The sequence below is a fragment of the Vibrio spartinae genome (assembly GCF_024347135.1).
In the GTDB taxonomy this organism is placed as follows: Bacteria; Pseudomonadota; Gammaproteobacteria; order Enterobacterales; family Vibrionaceae; genus Vibrio; species Vibrio spartinae.
Genome location: NZ_AP024907.1, coordinates 3045226 through 3069245, shown reverse-complemented (window position 1 = coordinate 3069245; position 24020 = coordinate 3045226). Strand labels below are relative to the sequence as shown.

Below are 24020 nucleotides of genomic sequence, written 5' to 3'. Positions count from 1 at the left end.
CTTTTTTTAATCAGTGCACAACCCGAAGTGGTTATTCTTCGATATCACCACAGAAGCGATAACCTTCACCGTGAATGGTCGCGATGATTTCAGGGGTACCTGGAATGGATTCAAAATGTTTCCGAATTCTGCGGATCGTGACATCAACTGTCCGATCATGCGGTTTGAGCTCACGCCCTGTCATTTTTTTCAGCAGATCGGCACGCGTCTGAATTTTGCCGGGATTCTCACAGAAATGCAGCAGTGCTCTGAACTCGGAACGAGGGAGCTTATAGCTTTCACCATCCGGATTGATCAGCGAACGACTATTGATATCCAATTCCCACCCGTTGAAAATATAGCGTTCGACTGAACGTTTCTCTTCATATGCGGTATTTGAACTCATGGAGCGGCTCAGGAGGTTGCGAGCACGGATCGTGAGTTCTCTCGGGTTAAATGGCTTGGTGATATAGTCGTCGGCACCGATCTCTAGGCCAAGAATTTTATCGACTTCATTATCACGACCGGTCAGGAACATCAGCGCAACGTCGGCTTGTTCTCTGAGCTCTCGAGCGAGAAGTAGTCCATTTTTGCCGGGTAAATTGATGTCCATAATCACTAGATTAACGGATTTGTCTGAGAGAATATGGTTCATCTCTTCGCCATTACTAGCTTCGTATACAGCGTATCCCTCTGCTTCGAAAATACTCTTAAGAGTGTTACGAGTGACTTGCTCGTCTTCTACGATAAGAATCTGCGGGGTTTGCATCGGCGGTACCTAATTTATGAAAAATTTGTACTAAATATAGAACTTATTATTGGTAATATATAACACACCAGTAATAATATGTTGATAAAAAAGCAAAGTATTCACATAGAATACAACATGCTCATTGTCCCGCCATCCGTGGATGTGTTATGCAAGGTGCTCCGTAACCTTGTCTGTTTCTACTATTTGTTGCGATGGATTTTATATTGTTAACAGCATGGTAACAACGATAGATTGTTAATACCCAACAGTTTGTTGATTTATGTCAATAGAGGTCAACGCCAGAAACATCGGCATCTTTATAGGGTTGATATCATGGGAAAATATCAGATTGATGATCGACTGTGGCAAGCTTATGCATCGACGTATTTTATTTTTTCTCAGCCGTTGCCGGGGCCTGAGTTTTCTATCATCACGGCATGGAACCCGCGAAGCTGTCAGTTGTCTTATCAGGACAATAAAACGAATAATGAACAATTATGTCAGCACTTCAACACCTCCCCGTGGACCCCCGTTTTAGCAGGTGATGCTGTTTTTGAGTGGGTAGAAGAAAGTTTTGCAGTTGCAATTTGTCTTGAATTAGCTTTGAATTTAGGCCGAAAGTTTGAACAGAATGCTATATTTTATGTCCAAAGTGAGACTGTTTTCTTGCATTCCTGTGTCGATTCCAGATGTGATGAATTGGGAGTATTGTCCGAAAGAATTGATGTGTCCGGCTCACGAATATTGACCTCTTCAGGGCGGTTGAGATAGACCTCGACCAAAGATGAAGAGGTGACTCGTGATCCGTCTGTAGCCAAATTTAGAATGAGAAATCATGGAGGAACGATGAGAGATATAACACCAGATCTTTGCGACAAGTACGAGTCACAGGTGACTTTGCTTGACCTGCCCTTACAGAATTTTGGGCAGAGAGATGCCTTTTGGGGCGAAATTGTCACGATTCGTTGTTATCACGATAACTCGAAAGTGAGAGACATACTGAAGCAAAATGGTAAGGGGAAAGTCTTAGTCATCGATGGGCATGGTTCATGTAAGAAAGCGCTTATGGGAGATATAGTGGCATTTGACGCCGTAAAAAACGGCTGGGAAGGTGTGATTGTCTATGGTGCAGTCCGAGATGTCATGGCGTTGTCAGAGTTGAACTTAGGCGTGAAAGCTTTAGGTGTTTGTCCATTTAGTACCGAGAAAAAGGGTGCCGGTTATGTCAATGTGACACTCTCTATCATGAATCAGATGATTCAACCCGGAGACTACATTTATGCCGACTGGAATGGCATTCTGGTTTCAGAGCAACCATTAGAAGTTAACTAATTCACTTATGGTTTCGTTTGGAGACATTCAGGGAAAGTTATGAAGAATCTTATTTTGAGCGTATTTTCTCTCGAATGGGCAAAAAAGTATAATTTTTAATTGACTCTCCCCCTCATAATAAGGTACACGTAGGAAAACGTTATCTTATTGAGTCGAAGTTACATGACATTCAGCCACCCTGTAGTAATGATTAGCACCACCACCATTATTATTACCAACACCATTAATGTTGGGGCAGGCTGCTGAGCGAAAAAACTTCAAAAAAAGGCCTGTATCCCACAAGATACAGGCCTTTTTTTATACTATTTAATCACACTGGAGGAAGGGATGCGTGTATTAAAGTTTGGTGGGTCATCTTTGGCGGATGCCGACCGTTTTCTTAGAGCTGCACAAATTATCGCCAATAATGCCCAACAAGAAGATATTTCTGTAGTGCTTTCAGCGCCGGGGAAAACGACCAACAAGTTAGTTGCAGTGATTGAATCTGCACAGACAATCGGAGAAGCTGGATTACAGATCAATGAGTTGGAAGCCTCTTTCCACAGTTTGTATCAAGACATTCAATCTGAATTACCCAACCTCAAAGGGGAAGCATTTGACGAGACAGTCAGTCAGTCAATGGCCCAGTTGAGAAGTTATGTCCATGGGATCGGATTGTTAAGCGCGTGCCCGGAACATGTGAATGCACGGATTATCAGTAAAGGGGAGCGCATCTCCATCCAATTGATGAAGGCGGTTCTCGAAGCAAAAGGCCATCATGTCAGTCTGATTGATCCAGTGAAATACTTGCGGGCCAACGGTAGTTATCTTGAAGCGATGGTTGATGTCGACGCATCCACAGAAAACTTTAAACAGTCACCACTGCCTCAAAATCATGTGCATATCATGCCCGGTTTTACAGCGGGTAATCCGAAAGGTGAGCTGGTTTGTTTAGGGCGCAATGGTTCGGATTATTCTGCAGCTGTCTTAGCTGCTTGTTTACGGGCTGAATGCTGTGAGATCTGGACCGATGTTGACGGTGTTTATAACTGTGACCCGCGGTTAGTGAATGATGCCCGATTACTCAAGTCGCTGAGTTATCAAGAAGCCATGGAACTCTCTTATTTCGGCGCTTCTGTGTTACATCCTAAAACCATTGCCCCGATTTCTCGCTTCCAGATTCCCTGTCTGATTAAAAATAGTTTTAACCCACAGGGTCCCGGGACGCTTATCGGTCAAGATACCGGTGAAGACAAACTGCCAATCAAAGGCATTACCACGCTCAATGACTTAACGATGGTCAATGTCTCTGGTCCCGGAATGAAAGGAATGGTTGGCATGGCCAGCCGAGTCTTTGGTTCAATGTCTTCTGCCGGTGTTTCCATTGTATTGATTACCCAGTCTTCATCTGAATACTCAATCAGTTTTTGTATCGAATCTCAGGATAAAGAGAAGGCCAAACGAGCGTTGTCTGAATCATTTGAGTTAGAACTGAAAGATGGTTTGCTGGAACCCGTTGATTTCATGGATGATCTGGCGATTGTGACGCTGGTTGGTGACGGAATGAGAACCGCGCGGGGGATTGCATCGCAATTTTTCTCATCTCTGGCTGAAGTTCACGTCAATATTGTGGCGATTGCTCAAGGATCATCGGAACGTGCGATTTCAGCGGTGATTCCGGAAGATAAGATTTCTGAAGCGATCAAAGCGTGTCATGAAAATTTGTTCAATTCAAAACATTATCTGGATGTCTTTGTGGTTGGTGTCGGCGGTGTCGGCGGTGAGCTGATTGATCAAATCAATCGCCAACAAGAAAAGTTAGCATCGAAAGATATTGTGATCCGAGTGTGTGGTCTTGCCAATAGTAAAGGTTGCTTATTGGATGCCGAAGGGCTACCGCTCGACAACTGGCGTCAGCGTTTGCAAGAAGGTGCTTCTGAGTCATTCAGTCTGACAAGGCTGATCGCTTTGGTGCAACGGAATCATATTATTAACCCAGTTTTAGTTGACTGTACTTCAAGTGAAGTCATTGCCAATCAATATGTTGATTTTCTCAGTGCCGGCTTCCATGTCGTCACACCGAACAAGCGGGCGAACACCGCGAGCATGGCGTACTATCAGCAACTGCGTCAAGTGTCGAGAAATTCGCGTCGAAAACTGATGTATGAGACAACCGTCGGTGCCGGTCTGCCAGTGATTGAAAACCTTCAGAATCTGATTGCTGCCGGAGACGAGCTGGAGCGTTTCAATGGGATTCTGTCTGGTTCTCTCTCATTTATTTTTGGTAAACTGGATGAAGGATTGACGTTAAGTCAGGCAACTCAAGTCGCGAAAGATAAAGGGTTTACTGAGCCCGATCCTCGGGATGATTTATCAGGAATGGATGTTGCCCGTAAACTATTGATTCTGGCCCGTGAAGCCGGAATGAAGCTTGAACTGAGTGATATCGACATTGATCAGGCATTGCCACCGGGTTTTGATTCTTCAGGCAGTATCGATGAGTTTATGGCGCGCTTACCGCAAGCTGATGATTATTTTGCATCGCTTTATGCAAAAGCGGCCGATGAAGGGAAAGTTTTACGTTATGTCGGAGAAATTGCCGATGGGCGTTGCCGCGTACGTATTGCGCAGGCGAGTGAAGATGATCCAATGTTTAAAATCAAAGATGGCGAGAATGCATTGGCATTTTATAGTCGTTATTATCAACCGATTCCTCTGGTGCTGAGAGGATATGGCGCAGGGACAGAAGTCACGGCCGCTGGTGTCTTTGCTGATGTGATGCGGACACTCGGTTGGAAACTAGGGGTTTAATTTTATGAGCACACAACAAGAGAGTGTGGTGATCTATGCACCGGCTTCTATCGGCAATGTCAGTGTCGGATTTGATGTTCTGGGCGCTGCGGTGTCTCCGGTAGACGGCACATTGCTTGGCGATCGTGTGGAAGTGAAAAGCGGCGAGGCTGCGTTTTCTCTCAACGCTGTCGGGCGCTTTGTGGATAAATTACCAGCCAATCCGCAAGACAATATTGTCTATGATTGCTGGGTTGTTTTTGGACGAGAACTGAAAAAGAAAGCGGTTGATTTAAAACCGCTTGAAATGACACTTGAGAAAAACATGCCAATCGGCTCAGGACTTGGCTCGAGCGCCTGTTCGATTGTGGCAGCATTGGATGCCCTGAATCAGTTTCATGGTCATCCTTTGAATGAGACGGAACTCCTTGCGCTGATGGGCGAGATGGAAGGACAGATCTCCGGTGGCGTTCATTATGATAATGTTGCACCGTGCTATCTTGGCGGCGTGCAACTGATGATTGAAGAACTGGGAATTATCAGCCAAGAAGTGCCTTGTTTTGATGATTGGTTCTGGGTGATGGCTTATCCGGGAATCAAAGTCTCGACTGCTGAAGCGCGCGCCATTTTACCGGCCCAATATCGGCGTCAGGACATCATTGCGCATGGTCGTTATTTGTCCGGTTTTATCCATGCTTGTCACTCGAATCAGCCGGAGTTGGCGGCAAAAATGATTAAAGATGTGATTGCCGAACCATACCGTGAGAAACTGCTGCCCGGTTTTGCTGCGGCTCGCCAGTATGCGGCTTCAGCCGGTGCTTTAGCAACGGGGATTTCCGGAAGTGGTCCAACGTTGTTTAGTGTCTGCCGGGAGCGTGATGTCGCAGAACGTGTCGCTCAATGGCTCGAACAGAATTATGTACAGAATGAAAGTGGATTCGTCCATATTTGTCGCCTGAATAAGCAAGGCTCCAAACAGACAGGAAGTAAGCTATGAAGCTTTATAATATTAAAGAGAATGATGAGCAGGTTTCTTTTGGTCAGGCTGTCCGTCAGGGGCTTGGCCGTAATCAAGGACTATTTTTCCCATCAGAACTCCCTCGGTTTGATGATATTGATGCATTGTTAGCTGAGGATTTTGTCTCCCGCAGTGCAAAAATTCTGTCTGCATTGATTGGTGATGAGCTGTCTCCTGAAGCGGTGAAGACTTTGGTCGAGAATGCGTTTCAGTTTCCTGCACCGATCCAGAAGGTGAAAGATCAGGTTTACGCATTAGAGCTGTTCCACGGCCCGACATTGGCTTTTAAAGACTTTGGGGGGCGTTTCATGGCTCAGTCCTTGGCTGTCGTATCAAATGGTGGAAAAATCACCATTCTGACGGCAACATCCGGTGATACCGGTGCCGCCGTGGCACATGCTTTCTATGGCATGGAGAATATTCAGGTTGTGATCTTATATCCGAAAGGAAAGATTAGTCCGTTGCAAGAAAAGTTATTCTGCACACTGGGTAAAAACATCCATACCGTTGCCATTCACAGTGATTTCGATGCATGTCAGGCTTTGGTGAAAAAAGCCTTTGATGATCAGGCACTGCGTGATGAAGTCGGGTTGAATTCTGCCAACTCAATTAACATCAGCCGCTTGATGGCTCAGATTTGTTACTACTTTGAAGCAGCGGCTCAAATGAGTAAAGCAGAGCGCGAAAATCTGGTTGTTTCTGTACCAAGTGGTAATTTTGGTAATTTGACGGCTGGCATGTTAGCCAAAGCATTGGGATTGCCAATTCAGCGTTTTATCGCGGCAACCAATGTGAATGATACTGTACCGCGTTATTTGGAAACCGGTAAGTGGGAACCGAAAGCTACGATTGCCACGACATCCAATGCAATGGATGTGAGCCAGCCAAATAACTGGCCACGCATTGAAGAGTTATGCCGTCTTCAGGGATGGGGCTTAGAAACGCTTGGCAAAGGCGCGGTTACGGATGAGCAAAGTGCAGCATCGGTACGTGAGCTTTATGAGTTGGGCTATTTGTGTGAGCCGCATGGTGCGATTGCCTATCGAACTTTAGAGCAACAACGACAACCGGGAGAGACGGGGTTATTCCTCTGTACCGCTCATCCTGCGAAATTTAAAGAAGTTGTCGATGAGATTCTAGAGACCGATATCCCGTTGCCGGGACCATTGGCAAAACATGCCCAAATGGCACTGCTTTCTGAAGAAATTGATGATGATTTTGAGGCACTGAAAACGATTTTACGTCGAGTCCAGTCATAAATATCACACAAAAAAACGGCACCGAAAGGTGCCGTTTTTGATGGCCTGTCGAGGCATCCAAGCAAGTTGTTATTGACTATGCTTGGTTTCTCATAAAATTACAGCGATTCTGTGAAAGTACGTGCGATGACGTCACGTTGCTGTTCCGGAGTCAGTGAGTTGAAACGCACGGCATAACCAGAGACACGAATCGTTAATTGTGGGTATTTTTCTGGATGTGCAACAGCATCTTCCAGCGTCTCTCTTTTCAAGACATTGACGTTCAGATGCTGACCGCCTTCAATACGTGGTGCTTTTTCAATAGCGAGTTCGCGAGATTCATACTCACCCAGATCGCTGGCAGGAATGACTTGATCGTATTGATAACCGGCGGTTGCTGCCATGCAACGTGCTTCGTTTTTTTCTTGGTCAAGTAACCAGATAGAATTGATCAGATTGTCATTCGCGGCTTTTGTAATTTGGATACCTTGAAGCATTGCTTTCTCCTCATCCACTGATGTGGCGCTGATTGGTGTTAACTTTCAAAATAAGTCGAGTTAAGTATTGTATAGCAAATAACCTTTCTTATTGTATTGATATAAGTCAAAAAATAACAGTAAAATCGAGGTGGTTCGATGCTGTTTTATTGATTTTTGTCAATAAGCTATTAAAAAATATAAATTTAAATTTTTTTTAATATTTAAAAATTATTTTAAAATATTCTGGTGTAGTAAATTTACAACAAAAAACTGAGTGAAGAAATGGGTATATCAACTCAATTCGTGGATGTGAGGTGATTCAATGCAAGAGCAAAAATTTATCGGTGCCCATGTTTCAGCCGCTGGTGGTGTTGAAAATGCACCACTTCGTGCATACGAGATCGGTGCGAATAGTTTTGCACTTTTTACCAAGAATCAGCGGCAGTGGCAGGCTAAACCGTTGTTGCAAAGTTCCATTGATGCATTTCGGGTGAACTGCCGGACATATGGATTTGAACCCCAACATATTCTGCCGCATGACTCCTATTTAATTAATTTAGGGACACCGGATCCAGAAAAGCTGGAAAAATCACGGGCTGCTTTCATTGATGAAATGGAGCGGTGCCAGTTGCTCGGACTACGCTTACTGAATTTTCATCCGGGTAGTCATCTGAACCGGATCAGTGAAGATGCGTGTCTGGAAACCATTGCCGCATCGATTAATCTCGCTCATCAACAGGTGCCTGAAGTGATTGCCGTGATTGAGAATACGGCAGGACAGGGCAGTAATCTTGGCTGGCGGTTCGAACATCTGGCTCGAATTATTGAGTTGGTCGATGACAAGGAACGCGTCGGTGTGTGTCTGGATACCTGCCACTTATTTGCCGCTGGATATGATCTGAGAACGGCAAAAGCTTGTCAGCAAACATTTACTGAATTTGATCAACATGTTGGGATGCACTACCTCAGAGCAATGCATCTTAATGATTCAAAAATCGATCTGGGGGGCCGCGTTGATCGTCATCATTCATTGGGCGAAGGGATGATTGGTTGGACATGTTTTGAATATATAGCCAAAGACCCACGATTCAATAATATCCCATTGATTTTAGAGACAATTAAACCAGAGTTATGGCCGCAAGAAATCCAGACATTACGGGATTATGCTGCCACAGTTCATTCAGAAATTGTCCCCGCATAACTTGGCATATTTTTTTCATGGAATATTGGGTGTTTTATTTTCAGACATTATGTCTCTGGAGGCCGTTATGCCATGCATGATCCATTCAATATCCCGCCCGTCATCTCCTTTACCGATACCGAACCGTCATGTTTCTGGTCCGGGTGGACGTCATCGCAGTGTTGTGCCACCACGGGGTCGATAAAACGGATTAACCTCTTTGTTGGTGCAACTCGATTCTTTTTATGAGTAGAATAGAACCATTCTCGACATTATTTTAGGATGGTTCATGACACACTCACTGACGTGGCACGATGTTATCGGTGCGGAAAAACAACAGCCTTATTTTCAAGAAACGCTTACTTATGTAGAAAAAGAGCGTCAGCGAGGAAAGGTCATTTATCCGCCAGCGAAAGAAGTGTTTAACGCTTTTCGTTATACGGAATTCAGTGAAGTGAAGGTTGTCATCCTTGGACAAGATCCGTATCACGGGCCGAATCAGGCTCATGGACTGTGTTTTTCGGTGTTGCCGGGCGTGAAAACACCGCCTTCCTTAGCCAATATGTATAAAGAGCTTGTTCAAGATATTCCCGGTTTTTCGATACCGGAGCATGGTTATTTGAAAAGTTGGGCTGAGCAAGGCGTGTTCTTGCTTAATACCGTTTTAACCGTCGAACAAGGTCAAGCTCATTCTCATGCAGGTACCGGCTGGGAGACGTTTACAGACAAAGTGATTGCAGCAATTAACCAGCATCAGCAAGACGTGGTCTTTCTCCTGTGGGGCGCTCATGCGCAGAAAAAGGGGCATTTCATTGATCGTCAAAAACATTGTGTTTTGACTGCGCCACATCCTTCTCCTTTATCGGCACATCGCGGCTTTTTTGGCTGTAAACATTTTTCTAAAGCAAATCAGTATCTTCAAGAACATGGTGAGACACCGATCAACTGGCAGCCTATTCTGGATTAGAGCATCACTGAGAGAAATTGTATTTTTTACGACCAGAATCAAATCAGTTCCCCGATAAGTTATATACAATTTGTTTATCATATGATGAACCGGAGAGGCGACATGATGATAGAACGGATTCGTCGGGAACATGGTTACATGACCCGGTTATTAGCCATCCTCAAGCGGAAGTTGCAAACACTGAAGAATGAACAGGCGGTCAATTATTCCCTGATTAAAGAGATTGTCGATTATTTGTGTTCACATTCAGAAGCCGCACACCATCCAAAAGAGGATTTAATCTACCAGTACTATATGGAAAAGTACGGGGAAAGGGAGTATATCGCTGATCTGGAAGCTGACCATCGTAATCTGTCGGAGAAAACCCATGAGTTTCTTGGCGTGATTGATATGATTTTGCAGGACGTAATTGTCCCTCAGGATGTATTTATTAATCAGTTATCTGATTTTATTGTGGAACAGAAACGTCATTTGGATTTGGAAGAAAAAGAAATTTTACCGCTGATTAAGCAGACCTTTACTGTTGAGGATTGGCAGCATGTAGAAGGGAAATGGACGCAAAACGAAGATGACCCCGTTTTTGGTGAGACCATTGCAGATCGATATAAACAGCTCGCTCAGCTCGTGAGAGAAGAGATGCTGGAAAGTAAGTAATAAGTAAAAAGGTTCCCGAGAGGGAACCTTTTTACTTTCTCAGATATCGATATCATCGAGTTCAAGACTGATATCAATTTCCATTAATTCTTTCTGTAATCGACGTTTATCGCGTATTGCTTCTATTTCTCTCCACATTCGCTTTGTTGGTTTAGAGCGGGTTACTCGGATTTTACTAATCTCTTTTTCAAGTATATCTTCAAAGTGCAAATCATCCATAATTAGCCTCTTTTATTATGTATGCTCTATGACGAAATCTGCTCTGTATGAGTCTTAAATATCACAATCGCAGTAAGTATATCTATGATATGTTTCTCATTTGTTTCGATTTGATGACTTATTTCTGAACAAAGATCCCTATTTTCATACTGAGAGAAATAAATCTGTACGTTTTTTGTGCTACTGAGCGTCGCGAGTATACTGCAAATTTTTCTGAGATTGTTAACAAATTTGAGTGATAGACAACTGAATGTGTCAATGTTGAGGTGATGTTCTAAGCGAATCAGGTGACTTGTCTTCGGTAACGTCTTCGGTAACTGTCAACATTGGTGAAACGCTTGAATCATGCAATGCCTCTGTCGCTCTAAAATTCGCTTTTTTTAACCGGTTTGTAAAGTGTTATTTTAAATAAATGTTAATTATTTGTTTTTAGTTCGTATTGTTTTGTTGTGTGTATGATTATAAAAATAGCTTTTGCGAACAGTGTTGTGTATTGATTTTTTGTTTATTCGATAGCATTATCTTCCGCGCTGAGTGAATGTGTTTGCGATTTATTCGGATATATATGCGAGAAACAACAGGGACTGTTGCTAAATTAAATTATTATAAGATAGGGACATATCAAGTGATGGTGTAGAGCAAATTTATGCTCTGAACTCTTAAAGAGGTTCTTGTGACAGACTTAATCAACTTATTAAATGACCTGCTTTGGGGGTCAATCCTTGTTTATCTATTGGTGGGCGTCGGGATTTACTTTACTATCCGACTTGAATTTATTCAAATTCGTCATTTCCGCCATATGTTCAGTGTGTTGAAAAATAGCCGTAAATCAGATAAGGCAGGCATTTCTTCTTTTCAGGCATTATGTACCAGTCTCGCTGCCAGAGTCGGAACCGGAAACATGGCAGGGGTTGCTGTGGCACTGACAGCCGGTGGACCGGGCGCCATTTTTTGGATGTGGATGACTGCGATGGTCGGGATGGCGACGTCCTTTGCCGAAAGTACATTAGCGCAATTGTATAAGACCAAAGATCGCGATGGTAACTATCGTGGTGGCCCCGCTTATTACATGGAGAAAGGCTTGGGGATGCGTTGGATGGGCGTGTTGTTCTCCATCTTCCTGATGATTGCATTCGGTCTGGTTTTCAATGCTGTGCAGGCCAACTCGATTACCAATGCTATGAATACCGCATTTGGTTATGAACCGATGCATATCGGCATTGGCATTGTGATTTTAGCCGCGTTTGTGATTTTCGGTGGTATCCGGAAAATTGCTCGTACGGCTGAATTAATTGTTCCGGTGATGGCTTTGGCCTATTTGGCGATTGCGGTTTTCATTATGCTAACGAATCTTGATAAGCTTCCAGCAGTCTTTAGCCTAATTTTTAAAAGTGCTTTTGGTTTTCAGGAAGCTGCTGCCGGTGGTTTGGGCTACATGATTGCTCAAGCGATGATCAATGGTGTCAAACGTGGACTGTTTTCAAATGAGGCCGGGATGGGGTCGGCGCCGAATGCAGCTGCAACGGCTACACCGTATCCACCGCATCCTGCATCTCAGGGGTATGTACAGATGCTGGGCGTGTTTATTGATACCATCGTGATCTGCTCTGCCACGGTTGCGATTATCTTGATGTCAGGTGAGTACGTGCCGCATGGTGAAATTACCGGGATTGAATTAACCCAGCGTGCGTTGGATTCTCAGGTTGGTGCATGGGGCAGTATTTTTGTTGCCTTTGCCATTTTCTTTTTTGCTTTCACGTCAATTATTGCCAACTACTCTTATGCTGAGACGAACTTGGTGTTCTTGGAACACAACAATAAAAGAGGCTTAGCGATTTTCCGGATCGTTTTCCTTGCAATGGTTATGTTTGGTTCTTTAGCAACATTGCCGACCGTTTGGTCGATGGCTGATGTCTCCATGGGACTGATGGCAATTGTGAATCTGATTGCGATTCTGTTGTTATCCGGCATTGTGGTGAAATTGGCAAAAGACTATAACCGCCAATTGAAAGCCGGAAAACTACCAACTTTTAATGTGAAGGACTACCCTGAATTGCAATCTCAGTTAGAAGAAGGCATCTGGGAAAACCCGAAAGATTAATTATCGGTAAAACCAATAATAAGGATTGAAAAAGCCATGCAGACAACGCATGGCTTTTTTTGTACGCTATGCAATAGAACGTGCCAGATTCACTGTGAAACTGGTTCGTCATGACCGTCATACATATAACATCAATATAATGATCAGCAGAGAAAGGAATAGAGTATGTTAATCGTCGTTTCCCCCGCTAAAACACTGGATTATGAGTCGCCTTTAAAGACCGATAAACATACGCTCCCTGAATTGCTCGAACATTCAGAAGTTTTAATTGATGTTTGTCGTCAGCTCACCCCGGCTGATATTGCTTCACTGATGAAAGTGAGTGATAAGATTGCCGGCCTCAATGTCGCCCGATTCGCTGAGTGGAAAAACACATTCTCTTTTGAAAATTCTCGTCAAGCGATTCTGGCATTCAAAGGGGATGTTTATACGGGCCTTGAAGCGGAAACCCTCTCTGACGATGATCTGGATTATGCTCAGTTGCATTTGCGGATGTTGTCTGGCCTTTATGGTTTACTAAAACCCCTTGATTTAATGCAACCTTATCGGTTGGAAATGGGGACCAAACTGGCCAATCCTCGTGGCAGTAATCTCTATCAGTTTTGGGGGAGTGTGATTACTGAAAAGCTCAATGAGGCGATTCAGGCGCAGGGAGATAACATTTTGGTCAATCTCGCATCCAACGAGTATTTTAAATCGGTTCATGTTAAAGCATTGGATGCCCAAGTGATCACGCCAGTGTTTAAAGATTGCAAAAATGGTCAATATAAAGTGATCAGTTTCTATGCGAAAAAAGCAAGAGGTATGATGGCTCGTTATATTATTGAGAATCGGATTTCGTCTGTAGAGAAATTGTTGGACTTTGATGTTGCCGGGTATCGTTATGAGGCAGGAGAGTCCACAGCAACCGAGTTGGTGTTTAAACGGGAAGAACAATAATTGTTCGGAGGATTGACTGATGTGGTGTTGGTTGAAACGTTGTCTGGCACGTTACGATAGCTGGTGTCTGCGTATGGGCTTAACACCGGCACAAAAACGAAGTTGTGTCCCTTATCGGAGTGAAACGACCGATGCAAAGCAAGAACATAGCCAAGATCGTTAAGCCGCGATTGTTTGATACGCATTGTCACTTTGATTTTGAGCCCTTTCAGTCTGAGAGCACGTTACACTGGCAGCAGGCTTCTGATGCCGGTGTTTCACGGCTGCTGATTCCTGCGGTGGGGATCAGTAACTGGGATGCGGTGCAAGAACTGACGATCACCGCACCGCAGCAATGCTTCTATGCCCTTGGCTTCCACCCTTATTTTTTAAATACCGATTGCGCTGAAATGAGCTGCTCTGAACGCATGCGGTTTTTAGAAGCGCGTTTGGCCGCTTCTGATGAAAACTGTGTTGCAATCGGAGAGTGTGGATTGGATGCCGTTGTCGATGTTCCGCCGGCGCTTCAGGAAGCGATCTTTATTGCTCAACTGAGTATCGCCCAGAATGCCGGATTACCGGTGATTCTCCATAGTCGTAAGACGCAGTCTCGCTTGTTACAGTTGATCAAATACCATCAATTTACCCGTGGTGGTGTATTACATGCCTTTTCAGGCAGTGAACAGCAAGCGCAGGCATTTATTCAACTGGGATTTAAAATCGGCATTGGTGGCGTGATTACCTATTCAAGGGCAGCCAAGACGCGCCGAGCTGTTGCTCAGCTTCCGATAGAGGCTTTGGTGCTAGAAACAGATGCTCCGGATATGCCATTGTGCGGATTACAGGGGCAGTCAAATCACCCCAAATATTTACCACTGGTTTTGCAAGCTTTGGCGCAGCTGAGGGCGTGTGCAGTCACAGATATTGCCGAGCGCTTATGGCTGAACAGCCATCAGATCTTTGGCCTTGACGCGGACTGACTGGTTTAAAACATACTTCTTATTGAGCGATAAGCCCCTTCATTTTTCTCTTTTATATTTCTATATCCCGTTATTGAAAGACCATTCTTGGTCTACCTTTAATATCAACATATTCACTGAATGCATTTATAAATACATCAATAGGTAGACGATGAGCCTATCGATTGAGTCAGTAAAAGAATGGCTTTTTAATGTAGATCACGTTTTTATTGACGTTTAATGTGGTATTTAACTGTTTGTGTTTATTTTTTGTTAAAATCGGCATGTTTTATCATAAAAGATGTGATTTTTTGCTACTCATATCGTTTATTTTTGTAATTTAATTAATTTTGTTTCATTTTGGTGCAGTTTCAAGGGCAAGAACATTCAACATCAAATAGTTGATATTTCTATATAATGTAATATTTGATATGCCACAAAATTCTCGAATGGTTTATCTGATATGGTTATTTTTGCTGACTGATTCTATTTTTTGGTGCAATCGTTTGATATCTGCAAATTGTCGTATTGTATGTCTATTGCATATAACCTTGTTTGCTTGATGTTGACTTTTTGTTAACTGATGACGTTGAATGGTTTTTGGTTTGGCAGTTTTTGTGATTAGCATCAATAATTGTGGTGAATGATTTTTCTTTTGTGGATAAATGTGTGACCCGTAATTGCTTTTGGTTTGGGGCATCGTATAATCCGCCACCGAAACGTCTTCCTCCACTCAAACGAATAATTCACATATAAGGATTCATAAACTATGGGCTTGTTTATGAGCTTAGTGGGAATGGTTGTTCTCATTGGAATTGCCTTTCTGCTTTCAGATAATCGTAAAGCGATCAATTTTAGAACGGTTGGCGGTGCTTTTGCCATCCAATTTTTATTAGGTGGTTTTATTCTTTATAACCCTTGGGGACGCGATCTTCTGGCGGGATTAACCGCTGGTGTGCAGAACGTCATTAATTACGGCAAGGACGGCACAGGGTTCTTGTTCGGCAGCTTAGTGAACTTTTCGGTTGATGGATTAGGTTTCATCTTCGCGTTTCAAGTGCTCCCGGCTGTTGTGTTCTTCTGCTCTCTGATTGCGGTGCTGTACTACATCGGTGTTATGCCGGTTGCCATTAAAATCATTGGTGGTGCGTTGCAGAAAGCATTGGGGACATCTCGTGCGGAATCCATGTCTGCGGCTGCAAACATCTTCGTCGGGCAAACCGAGGCACCATTAGTGGTGCGTCCTTACGTATCGAAAATGACACAGTCTGAGCTATTTGCCATCATGTGTGGTGGTTTAGCTTCGATTGCGGGCAGCGTACTTGCCGGATACGCTGCGATGGGGGTTCGTTTGGAGTTTCTGGTTGCTGCATCTTTTATGGCCGCACCCGGTGGTTTACTGTTTGCGAAACTTATGAAACCAGAAACCGAAACGCCAGATAGTCAGGAAATGACGGATTTTGACGAAGGCAATGACAAACCATCGAACTTGATTGATGCCGCAGCAAGTGGTGCATCGACAGGGATGCAGCTGGCGTTAAATATCGGTGCAATGTTACTGGCATTTATCGGCTTGATTGCTTTGGTCAACGGTATGCTTGGCGGTATCGGTGGTTGGTTCGGGATGCCTGAACTTTCTTTGAATTTGCTTCTTGGCTGGTTGTTCTCGCCATTGGCCTTTATCATTGGTGTTCCTTGGGCAGAAGCAACAACAGCCGGTTCATTTATTGGGCAAAAAATTGTGTTGAATGAGTTTGTCGCTTATTCCAACTTTGTGCCTTATATGGGTGATCATGCTCAGCTTGTTGCTGCGACAGGGCAAGTGATGTCAGAGAAAACAACTGCAATTATCTCTTTTGCTCTATGTGGTTTTGCTAATTTATCTTCAATTGCCATTTTGTTAGGCGGTTTGGGGGGCATTGCACCGACCCGGAGACATGATATTGCCCGGATGGGTGTGAAGGCTGTCATTGCTGGAACATTATCTAATCTGATGGCTGCAACGATTGCCGGATTCTTCCTCTCTTTTTAGTGAGAGTGGATGAACACTCATGATGAAATGTGCCTCAGGGGTGATACCTTGAGGCATTTTTTATTTGTGACGATTTTAATTGCCAATCATATAATGAGATACAAACCGATTGCGTGATTGATAGAGAGGTTATTCTCCTATATCCCAGACTTGTTGGTGAGATAAAATGGTCGGATGTCGATTTGAGATGGTTTATTAAAACGGAGTGGTGTATGAACGAATTACAGTCAGCTGCTCAACGGGCGTTAACCTTAATGGATTTAACCACGTTGAATGACGATGATACTGAAGAAAAAGTGATTTCATTGTGCCAGAGTGCAAAGACGACTTTTGGAACAACTGCCGCTATTTGTATTTATCCTCGCTTTATTCCGATTGCTAAAAAAATGCTCCGAGAGCAAGGCACACCGGATATCAGGATCGCAACGGTCACTAATTTCCCTCATGGACGCGATGATATTGAATCTGCGGTTGCAGAAACCCGGGCAGCGGTTGCTTACGGTGCGGATGAGGTCGATGTTGTTTTTCCTTACCGTGCTTTAATGAGCGGGAATGAGCAGGTTGGTTTCGACTTAGTCAAACAATGTAAAACGGCTTGTGGTGGTGATGTACTGCTCAAAGTGATTATTGAAACGGGTGAATTAAAAACAGAAGCACTGATTAAACAAGCTTCTGAAATCGCGATTCGCGCGGGTGCCGATTTTATTAAAACATCAACCGGGAAAGTGGCAGAAAATGCAACGCCTGCGTATGCCAGAATGATGTTGGAAGTGATCCGCGATCTGGGTGTTGCTGATCAAGTTGGCTTTAAACCAGCCGGTGGCGTAAGAACTGCACAAGATGCTGCGCTTTACCTGTCGATGGCTGACGAAATAATGGGTGAATCGTGGGCCGACAGTCGCCACTACCGTTTTGGTGCATCCAGTTTGTTAAATGCTCTGTTGGCAACATTGGAAGGCACAGAAGTTTCTCAAAATTCTGATTCATATTAATCAGATCTGATCGTTCGTTAAGGAGAAAAAATGGCTACGCCACATATTAATGCTGAAATGGGAGATTTTGCCGATGTCGTCTTGATGCCGGGAGATCCACTGAGAGCAAAATATATTGCTGAAACCTTTTTAGATGATGTCGTACAAGTTTGCGACGTGAGAAATATGTTCGGTTATACCGGAACGTATAAAGGGCGGAAGATCTCTGTGATGGGGCATGGTATGGGCATTCCATCTTGTTCTATTTATGTCACGGAGCTGATTAAAGATTTTGGTGTCAAGAAAGTGATTCGGGTTGGTAGCTGTGGGGCGGTTCGTTCAGATGTTCATATCCGTGATGTGGTCATCGGAATGGGGGCTTGTACCGACTCAAAAGTAAATCGTATCCGCTTTAAAAATCATGACTTTTCGGCTATTGCGGATTATCAGATGGTGAAAGCGGCTGAAGAAGCCGCCAAAGCGCGCGGTGTCGATGTGAAAGTCGGTAACCTGTTTTCAGCAGAGCTATTTTATACACCCGATCCAGACATGTTTGATGTCATGGATAAATACGGCATTATCGGTGTAGAGATGGAAGCTGCCGGTATTTATGGTGTTGCTGCTGAATATGGTGCGAAAGCACTAACGATTTGTACCGTATCCGATCATATCAAGACTGGCGAACAGACTACCGCTCAGGAGCGTCAAACGACATTTAACGATATGATTGAAATTGCGCTTGAATCCGTATTGATTGGTGACGCGCAGTAAGACTTGACTCTGTTGAGTGATTGAACGGGCAGGGTGACAGTGGTCACCCTGCATTTTTTAACAGTAAATTTTCACCTTGACGGGCGCGTCTTTTTTGACGACCGAGTAATAGAGTCAGCAGAATACCGCTGGTAAAGCTTGCCAAGATCATTAAATACATATAACGATCACTTTTCCGGTAATGGTGATCAGATATAGCCGTTACTTTTCCCGTTTCAAAAGTAATGCGAATGAAACCGATCACGTTGTTATCGTGTAACACCGGTTCAACCAATTGTTGCCTGCCAATGCTTGCTGTTTTCAGCGGTGTATCCAGACCTAAGACATCTCTCACGCTGAGTGCCGAGTCGCTTGCGGCAATTTGCACACCTTCCGCATCATAAATCGTTGCGTCAAATACTAATCGATTACGCGCCAGTTGATTGGTCAGAGATTTTAGTTTCTCTTCATCCTGCTCCGCTAAAAAGCTACTGGCCGTGAGCGAGGCCTGTGAGATCAATAGTTTGGTCAGAGTCTCCAGCTGATTAGTCTGAATTTTCTCATTGCCTTTACTGATCATCACGCTGTTTTCAGCGGTAAAGACAAACATCATGACAACACTGAGGACTGCAATGATGCGTAGAACTACACGTAGCGAGAACAGGGAACCACTCATCGTACCTTAACCACTAGAATTTTTATCAGAAGTCATATTGATACTTGCGTTTTTAAATTGCAATAGGTTAACGTCGGGTTACTTTCATTACAGGTAAATTTCATGAACTCGCAAAAGACATTGTTAATCACACAAAAGACGGCACTCGCTGAACAGTTACAGCAACGGATACAAAATGTTCAGGCGAACTGGATTTTATACAGTGCCTCCCTGTCTCCTGATTTTTTTACTCAGCTTGATGAATTAACCGGCATGTTGAATCCGATCAATCGGATTTGGCGGGTTGGTCACTATGATGTCGCTTTAATGGCAAGTGATTTAACCATCTCTCATGAAAAGATCCTTCAACAGTTGCAGGTTGATTATGCCCGTGTCGAAGCGCTCCCCGATTTAAGTCAACCGGGTTTGTTACTCATGGATATGGACTCGACAGCCATTCAGATTGAATGCATTGATGAGATCGCCAAACTGGCCGGGGTTGGAACAGAAGTCTCAGCAGTCACAGAGCGAGCAATGCAGGGAGAGCTTGATTTTGAGCAGAGTCTCCGTCAGCGTGTTGCTCAGTTAACCGGTGCGGATGCGAATATTCTCGCACAGGTTCGGGCGGTTCTCCCTTTGATGCCGGAATTACGCGAGTTGATCTCGGCATTAAAAGATTTCGGTTGGCGAACCGCGATTGCGTCCGGTGGGTTTACTTATTTCTCTGATTACCTGCAAGAGATGCTTGCGCTGGATTTCGCGCAGTCTAATGTACTGGAAATTGTCGATGGTCAACTGACGGGTGAGGTGTTAGGTGAGGTTGTTTCTGCGCAGACCAAAGCCGACATTTTACGCAGTCTGACGACGCAGTATGGTCTTCAATCAGCCAATACAGTTGCGGTTGGTGATGGTGCCAATGATTTGGTGATGATGGATGCTGCCGGATTGGGAATTGCGTTCCATGCGAAACCGAAAGTCGAAGCTCAGGCTCAGTCGGCGATTCGCTATGCGCAGTTGGGCGGCATCCTCTGTATTTTATCAGCAAGTTTGGTATTACAGTCTTAATCAAGCGTATTACCGTCTTTATGAGCGGCAAGATACGAATAGTACTCGTATCTTGCGCCCCTTCCAATGCTGAATTAGTTGACTTCCAGACGGAGTAGCACTTCTTCGGTAATATCAAAAAATTCACCATAACCGACGATCGAAGCAATCGATTTTTCGATGGTTTTGGCATGATGGATACTAATCAGTGACAACTCATCCAGATCGGAACGTAGTAATGTTGCCACTGGATGGAATACCGCGATTGCACAATACCTGAGAATATAAATATCACCCATCACTAATGATTCCTGAATGAAGGAGATTCGTTCTTGGGTGGTTGTAAAATCAGATAACAAGCGCGTTTCAATCGACTGAATCCGACTCCCGAATTTCTTGACGGAGAAATAAATATCAAAATGGTGAGGTTGTGCGCCGTCAACATGTTTCATTGGTTGCGCGATCAGGGTATTACTATGTCCTTTGAAAATCGGATCTAGAGACATATAGCCTTCCCTATGCCCGAGTTTTGCCAGCAACACCTGATAGGATGCGAGTGGACTACGGACCCCAATTGCTGTGGTTTTGAGATAAGCGCCCTGTCGTTCGACAAAAATCGGTGAGCAGACAATCTTATCCAAGAGAATATGATGCAGCCCCTCAAGTAGTGCTAAGGAGGGGCGTATTTCGTCATTTTCGATTAACTTATCTCGGTTACTTTCAATTAAGCGGCTGAAAAAACGAATGATTTTTATAGTTTGACTATCTTCTTGAATGGAGAGCTGAATACGCTGACCATTTGGTGTGATTCGGGCGACTTGATAGGGGACCTGAGCCAGCGGTAATTTCTTGTTATAGAGTTTGAGTTCAATAAAATCGACATTGATCGGATCCCCGACCTTCAGGACAACGGGAGTTTCAAGGGTGATGTAAACGCCCCGTTTGGACAGATCAATGGTTTTACCGCTGATGACATCGCCTTGAGCGGTTTCGATTGAGACCGGAGAGCTCAGCCGATAGCGGGGCTCCTTGCGCTGAGAGCGGGCATCAAAGAAGATTGAAATAGGATAACCATTCACTTTTCTTGGGTGACGGAAAATATTTAATTCACTGCTGGCCATTTTCGGTTTATCGACCAGCAGGTAATCTGCAGCGGTTTCTGGATTACCGATTTCTTGCAATATTCCACAGTGAGTCAGTGATGAAAGGTGCTTCGTCAGCTCCGGTGATTCTGTGGTAAGACTTTCCCGTTCCTGAGCGCTGAGCTCAAACATTGAAACTCGGAAAGCTCGCCACGATTCCTTTTTTGCACCAATGTGCCAAAATAATTTGCGCAATTCGGGAGTCGTTTCTGACTTCATCATGGAAAAAAACAAACATTTTTCTTGATAGTCATGTTTAAAGGTATAGAGAGTATTACTACTTACGCTCACACCTTGTTTTGCAAGCAGCGACATTCGTTGCTGGTTAAACAGATTGCCCAGCGATTGCTGATTTCTTTCATCATGCCAATACTGCCAGATATTGTGGTTGCTTTCGGTCAAAAGAACAACTTTGAGCTCATCGCCTTCAAAAAACACCGGGAGCTGGCAAGCATGCTTCAGAAATGTATGTTCGTAGGCTCGGGTTCTGGCCCGCATGATTTTATCTTGATTATCATGGCGCGCTTTCTGAGTTTCATTGAACAGGTGCTCTTGAATAACTTGCTCGATTACCTGTGTTTCAGTCAGTTTGATCAGCCGAAGAAACTTTACCGCATCATTTTCAAGAGATTCATCGATACCGAGTATACGATACTCGATTGGCGATTGGAGGCCTTCAAGGTGCGGGTGTTTTTGCTCAAGTTCCAAGAAATGAAGCTGGATGCTTTCTCCCAGTTTATAATCAAATGCCGCAGGCACTTTGATTTTTGCCCCAGAAGGAGAGAAATCGAGTGTAACAGCAACAATCGGCTGCCCATTTGATAACATGATATCAACCTGTGAAGCTAGCTTCATCCGGTTTTCTCTGCGCTTCAGATCGTAGCCTAATTGAATTGTTTCTACTTCAAAAGGACTCTCTGAATCGGTAAGGCTGGGTTGGTTGTCGGCATTTCTCTCTTTCATAATCCGAAAATTATTACGGGTATTATAAAGTGCTTCCCATACACCTTCGGTATAACCGCCAAATTTTTTGATATATTTGTAATAGTCATTGAAAGCGACGTCATCGAGCCAGTGATGCAGGCCATTAAGGAGATATTCTCGACATTCACCCTGAACACGTCCACGGAGATCGACGATCTTGGTGCAAGGGCCCATGACTCGATTCAGCTCCATTTTTACAAGTAATTTGACAGAGGGCTGTTCACCTTCCGTCATCTGTGACAGAATTTTTTCAAAATCCTCTGACTTATAAGCTGGAATTAATTTTTCCGCGATAGATCTAATTTCTGTTTTTTGCATAATTATTTATGATGTCCACGCTCTGAAATAATTATCGGCTTTTTTCGTCAATAATTTAATGAGTTATTTGTTATTTTCGGGTTTGCTCGAATTAAACTGTATACTGAATCACATTCCATAGTCGAGTTGAGGGGATATGGCGAAGACAAAAAGAGCATACGTTTGTAATGATTGTGGTGCGGATTTTCCTCGCTGGCAAGGGCAATGTAATGCATGTGGCGCATGGAATACCATTACGGAAGTCCGGTTGGCTGCCTCTCCTCAGGTTTCTCGGAATGAGCGATTGAGTGGTTATGCAGGTGACGTGACTGAAGCCAAAGTTCAAACATTGGCTGATATTGACCTACAAGAAGTGCCTCGTTTTACCTGTGGGTTTAAAGAATTAGACCGTGTTTTGGGTGGGGGGGTCGTTCCCGGTGCTGCAATCCTGATTGGTGGCAATCCGGGGGCTGGGAAATCAACGTTATTGTTACAGGTCATGTGCTATCTCGCCAGTGGGGTTTCGACGCTGTATGTCACCGGTGAGGAGTCGCTCCAGCAGGTTGCAATGCGAGCTTCTCGTTTAGGATTGCCGAAAGATCGGCTCCGAATGTTATCTGAAACCAGTGTTGATCGAATCTGCCAGATTGCAGAACAAGAGCAGCCGAAGGTTATGGTGATTGACTCGATTCAAGTGATGCATGTTGCTGATGTTCAGTCATCACCGGGCAGTGTCTCTCAAGTCCGGGAATCAGCCACGGCATTAACTCGTTATGCGAAACAAAATCATGTTGCGCTATTTATTGTCGGCCACGTAACAAAAGATGGAACGTTGGCAGGGCCGAAAGTGCTTGAACATATTATTGACTGCTCAGTGTTATTGGATGGCGGGACAGACAGTCGCTTCAGAACGCTCAGAAGTCACAAAAACCGCTTTGGGGCTGTGAACGAGCTGGGCGTTTTTGCGATGACCGGGCAAGGTATGAGAGAAGTCAGTAATCCCTCTGCTATATTTTTATCCAGAGGTGAAGAAGAAACATCCGGTAGTTCTGTCATGGTGGTCTGGGAAGGCACGCGCCCACTCTTGGTCGAGATTCAAGCGCTGGTGGACTACTCACAACTTGCGAACCCGCGCCGGGTGGCTGTCGGCCTTGAGCAAAACCGTCTTTCTTTACTTCTGGCTGTTTTACATAAGCACGGTGGTCTGATGATGGCTGATCAAGATGTGTTTGTGAATGTCGTCGGTGGCGTGAAAGTGACCGAAACCAGTGCGGATCTGGCACTGGTGATGGCATTATTATCGAGTTTTCGAGACCGGGCTTTACCCAAAGATGTGGTCATTTTTGGTGAAGTCGGGCTCGCGGGAGAGATCCGTCCTGTGCCGAGTGGACAGGAGCGGTTAAATGAAGCTTTTAAACATGGGTTTAAAAAAGCCATTATTCCTCATGCAAATATGCCGAAAGGTGGTATTGAAGGGATGCAAATCCATGCGGTGAAAAAATTGGCCGATGCGATTCAGGCATTTGATGAGCTTTAACAGCACTGATTGAGAAATTTAGCTTGTTTCTCAGATGAATAACC

At 44.2% G+C, this 24020-nt stretch carries 22 protein-coding genes and 1 other annotated feature; of the genes, 17 read left to right on the top strand and 5 right to left on the bottom strand.

Translation table 11 applies throughout. From position 1 onward, the window contains the following. Nucleotides 1–31: 31 nt before the first annotated feature. A complete protein-coding gene (gene arcA, locus OCU60_RS13770; protein WP_074371776.1) occupies nucleotides 32–748 on the bottom strand; it encodes a two-component system response regulator ArcA in 717 nt (238 codons plus the stop codon). A 315-nt stretch (nucleotides 749–1063) separates the two neighbouring features. Between arcA and OCU60_RS13765 the strand changes: the two genes are divergently transcribed. The 5 genes from OCU60_RS13765 (at nucleotide 1064) to thrC (ending at nucleotide 7108) form a co-directional block, all read left to right on the top strand. Beyond that, a complete protein-coding gene (locus tag OCU60_RS13765; protein WP_074371775.1) occupies nucleotides 1064–1501 on the top strand; it encodes a DUF3293 domain-containing protein in 438 nt (145 codons plus the stop codon). A 75-nt stretch (nucleotides 1502–1576) separates the two neighbouring features. After that, nucleotides 1577–2062, top strand: a complete 486-nt coding sequence (locus tag OCU60_RS13760; protein WP_074371774.1) for a putative 4-hydroxy-4-methyl-2-oxoglutarate aldolase — start codon at nucleotides 1577–1579, stop codon at nucleotides 2060–2062. Between the two features lie 184 nt (nucleotides 2063–2246). Then, nucleotides 2247–2362 (top strand) — a sequence feature (Thr leader region). Nucleotides 2363–2389: 27 nt separating this feature from the next. After that, nucleotides 2390–4852, top strand: coding sequence for a bifunctional aspartate kinase/homoserine dehydrogenase I (gene thrA, locus OCU60_RS13755; protein WP_074371773.1), 2463 nt, complete (start codon nucleotides 2390–2392; stop codon nucleotides 4850–4852). Between the two features lie 4 nt (nucleotides 4853–4856). Further along, complete coding sequence (gene thrB, locus OCU60_RS13750; RefSeq protein WP_074371772.1) at nucleotides 4857–5828, top strand: homoserine kinase; 972 nt, start codon at nucleotides 4857–4859, stop codon at nucleotides 5826–5828. Continuing rightward, a complete protein-coding gene (thrC, locus tag OCU60_RS13745; protein ID WP_074371771.1) occupies nucleotides 5825–7108 on the top strand; it encodes a threonine synthase in 1284 nt (427 codons plus the stop codon). Before thrB ends, thrC begins: the two co-directional genes overlap by 4 nt. A gap of 98 nt (nucleotides 7109–7206) precedes the next feature. Here the strand turns inward: thrC and grcA are convergent, their stop codons facing one another. After that, the gene (gene grcA, locus OCU60_RS13740) at nucleotides 7207–7584 is read right to left on the bottom strand and encodes an autonomous glycyl radical cofactor GrcA (RefSeq protein ID WP_074371770.1); all 378 of its coding nucleotides are present in this window, start codon (nucleotides 7582–7584) and stop codon (nucleotides 7207–7209) included. Between the two features lie 304 nt (nucleotides 7585–7888). Here grcA and nfo point away from each other — a divergent pair, with 304 nt between their 5' ends. From nfo to OCU60_RS13725, 3 genes are all read left to right on the top strand, one after another. Further along, a complete protein-coding gene (nfo, locus tag OCU60_RS13735) occupies nucleotides 7889–8767 on the top strand; it encodes a deoxyribonuclease IV (protein WP_074371769.1) in 879 nt (292 codons plus the stop codon). A gap of 268 nt (nucleotides 8768–9035) precedes the next feature. Beyond that, entirely contained in the window at nucleotides 9036–9713 is a 678-nt protein-coding gene (gene ung, locus OCU60_RS13730; RefSeq protein WP_074371768.1) for a uracil-DNA glycosylase, read from the top strand. Between the two features lie 102 nt (nucleotides 9714–9815). Beyond that, complete coding sequence (locus OCU60_RS13725; protein WP_074371767.1) at nucleotides 9816–10367, top strand: hemerythrin domain-containing protein; 552 nt, start codon at nucleotides 9816–9818, stop codon at nucleotides 10365–10367. Between the two features lie 39 nt (nucleotides 10368–10406). Here the strand turns inward: OCU60_RS13725 and OCU60_RS13720 are convergent, their stop codons facing one another. After that, nucleotides 10407–10586 (bottom strand): DUF3545 family protein, encoded by a 180-nt coding sequence (locus OCU60_RS13720; RefSeq protein ID WP_074371766.1) that lies wholly within the window; start codon nucleotides 10584–10586, stop codon nucleotides 10407–10409. Between the two features lie 673 nt (nucleotides 10587–11259). Here OCU60_RS13720 and OCU60_RS13715 point away from each other — a divergent pair. The 7 genes from OCU60_RS13715 (at nucleotide 11260) to deoD (ending at nucleotide 18338) form a co-directional block, all read left to right on the top strand. Then, nucleotides 11260–12687, top strand: coding sequence for an alanine/glycine:cation symporter family protein (locus OCU60_RS13715; RefSeq protein ID WP_074371765.1), 1428 nt, complete (start codon nucleotides 11260–11262; stop codon nucleotides 12685–12687). Nucleotides 12688–12852: 165 nt separating this feature from the next. Then, a complete protein-coding gene (gene yaaA, locus OCU60_RS13710; RefSeq protein ID WP_074371764.1) occupies nucleotides 12853–13626 on the top strand; it encodes a peroxide stress protein YaaA in 774 nt (257 codons plus the stop codon). A gap of 19 nt (nucleotides 13627–13645) precedes the next feature. Next, the gene (locus tag OCU60_RS13705) at nucleotides 13646–13789 is read left to right on the top strand and encodes a DUF5363 family protein (protein WP_159439441.1); all 144 of its coding nucleotides are present in this window, start codon (nucleotides 13646–13648) and stop codon (nucleotides 13787–13789) included. After that, nucleotides 13758–14585: a TatD family hydrolase gene (locus tag OCU60_RS13700; protein ID WP_074371763.1), complete on the top strand. Its 828-nt coding sequence runs from the start codon at nucleotides 13758–13760 to the stop codon at nucleotides 14583–14585. The genes OCU60_RS13705 and OCU60_RS13700 overlap by 32 nt, the downstream gene beginning before the upstream one ends. A 748-nt stretch (nucleotides 14586–15333) precedes the next feature. Beyond that, nucleotides 15334–16596, top strand: a complete 1263-nt coding sequence (locus OCU60_RS13695; protein WP_074371761.1) for a NupC/NupG family nucleoside CNT transporter — start codon at nucleotides 15334–15336, stop codon at nucleotides 16594–16596. A gap of 212 nt (nucleotides 16597–16808) precedes the next feature. Then, nucleotides 16809–17588, top strand: coding sequence for a deoxyribose-phosphate aldolase (deoC, locus tag OCU60_RS13690; RefSeq protein WP_074371760.1), 780 nt, complete (start codon nucleotides 16809–16811; stop codon nucleotides 17586–17588). 30 nt (nucleotides 17589–17618) lie between these two features. Next, nucleotides 17619–18338, top strand: coding sequence for a purine-nucleoside phosphorylase (deoD, locus tag OCU60_RS13685; RefSeq protein WP_072956101.1), 720 nt, complete (start codon nucleotides 17619–17621; stop codon nucleotides 18336–18338). 43 nt (nucleotides 18339–18381) lie between these two features. On the opposite strand, the gene OCU60_RS13680 is transcribed toward deoD, so the two are convergent. Next, complete coding sequence (locus OCU60_RS13680; protein ID WP_074371759.1) at nucleotides 18382–18993, bottom strand: YtjB family periplasmic protein; 612 nt, start codon at nucleotides 18991–18993, stop codon at nucleotides 18382–18384. Nucleotides 18994–19095: 102 nt separating this feature from the next. On the opposite strand from OCU60_RS13680, the gene serB reads away from it, so the two are divergent. Next, nucleotides 19096–20037, top strand: a complete 942-nt coding sequence (gene serB / locus OCU60_RS13675) for a phosphoserine phosphatase (RefSeq protein WP_074371758.1) — start codon at nucleotides 19096–19098, stop codon at nucleotides 20035–20037. A gap of 74 nt (nucleotides 20038–20111) precedes the next feature. On the opposite strand, the gene OCU60_RS13670 is transcribed toward serB, so the two are convergent. Next, on the bottom strand, nucleotides 20112–22460 hold the full coding sequence (locus tag OCU60_RS13670; RefSeq protein ID WP_074371757.1) for a PilZ domain-containing protein: 2349 nt from the start codon (nucleotides 22458–22460) through the stop codon (nucleotides 20112–20114). A gap of 136 nt (nucleotides 22461–22596) precedes the next feature. Between OCU60_RS13670 and radA the strand changes: the two genes are divergently transcribed. After that, nucleotides 22597–23976, top strand: coding sequence for a DNA repair protein RadA (gene radA / locus OCU60_RS13665; protein WP_074371756.1), 1380 nt, complete (start codon nucleotides 22597–22599; stop codon nucleotides 23974–23976). Nucleotides 23977–24020: the final 44 nt, after the last annotated feature.

What these genes read in the sequence shown, in the direction of transcription:
- deoC (WP_074371760.1), top strand. Translation starts at nt 16,809, where the DNA reads ATGAACGAATTACAGTCAGCTGCTCAACGGGCGTTAACCTTAATGGAT.
- nfo (WP_074371769.1), top strand. Translation starts at nt 7,889, where the DNA reads ATGCAAGAGCAAAAATTTATCGGTGCCCATGTTTCAGCCGCTGGTGGT.
- ung (WP_074371768.1), top strand. Translation starts at nt 9,036, where the DNA reads ATGACACACTCACTGACGTGGCACGATGTTATCGGTGCGGAAAAACAA.
- OCU60_RS13760 (WP_074371774.1), top strand. Translation starts at nt 1,577, where the DNA reads ATGAGAGATATAACACCAGATCTTTGCGACAAGTACGAGTCACAGGTG.
- thrA (WP_074371773.1), top strand. Translation starts at nt 2,390, where the DNA reads ATGCGTGTATTAAAGTTTGGTGGGTCATCTTTGGCGGATGCCGACCGT.
- OCU60_RS13765 (WP_074371775.1), top strand. Translation starts at nt 1,064, where the DNA reads ATGGGAAAATATCAGATTGATGATCGACTGTGGCAAGCTTATGCATCG.
- yaaA (WP_074371764.1), top strand. Translation starts at nt 12,853, where the DNA reads ATGTTAATCGTCGTTTCCCCCGCTAAAACACTGGATTATGAGTCGCCT.
- OCU60_RS13725 (WP_074371767.1), top strand. Translation starts at nt 9,816, where the DNA reads ATGATGATAGAACGGATTCGTCGGGAACATGGTTACATGACCCGGTTA.
- serB (WP_074371758.1), top strand. Translation starts at nt 19,096, where the DNA reads ATGAACTCGCAAAAGACATTGTTAATCACACAAAAGACGGCACTCGCT.
- OCU60_RS13695 (WP_074371761.1), top strand. Translation starts at nt 15,334, where the DNA reads ATGGGCTTGTTTATGAGCTTAGTGGGAATGGTTGTTCTCATTGGAATT.
- arcA (WP_074371776.1), bottom strand. Translation starts at nt 748, where the DNA reads ATGCAAACCCCGCAGATTCTTATCGTAGAAGACGAGCAAGTCACTCGT.
- thrC (WP_074371771.1), top strand. Translation starts at nt 5,825, where the DNA reads ATGAAGCTTTATAATATTAAAGAGAATGATGAGCAGGTTTCTTTTGGT.
- OCU60_RS13700 (WP_074371763.1), top strand. Translation starts at nt 13,758, where the DNA reads ATGCAAAGCAAGAACATAGCCAAGATCGTTAAGCCGCGATTGTTTGAT.
- OCU60_RS13670 (WP_074371757.1), bottom strand. Translation starts at nt 22,460, where the DNA reads ATGCAAAAAACAGAAATTAGATCTATCGCGGAAAAATTAATTCCAGCT.
- deoD (WP_072956101.1), top strand. Translation starts at nt 17,619, where the DNA reads ATGGCTACGCCACATATTAATGCTGAAATGGGAGATTTTGCCGATGTC.
- OCU60_RS13705 (WP_159439441.1), top strand. Translation starts at nt 13,646, where the DNA reads ATGTGGTGTTGGTTGAAACGTTGTCTGGCACGTTACGATAGCTGGTGT.
- radA (WP_074371756.1), top strand. Translation starts at nt 22,597, where the DNA reads ATGGCGAAGACAAAAAGAGCATACGTTTGTAATGATTGTGGTGCGGAT.
- OCU60_RS13720 (WP_074371766.1), bottom strand. Translation starts at nt 10,586, where the DNA reads ATGGATGATTTGCACTTTGAAGATATACTTGAAAAAGAGATTAGTAAA.
- grcA (WP_074371770.1), bottom strand. Translation starts at nt 7,584, where the DNA reads ATGCTTCAAGGTATCCAAATTACAAAAGCCGCGAATGACAATCTGATC.
- OCU60_RS13680 (WP_074371759.1), bottom strand. Translation starts at nt 18,993, where the DNA reads ATGAGTGGTTCCCTGTTCTCGCTACGTGTAGTTCTACGCATCATTGCA.
- thrB (WP_074371772.1), top strand. Translation starts at nt 4,857, where the DNA reads ATGAGCACACAACAAGAGAGTGTGGTGATCTATGCACCGGCTTCTATC.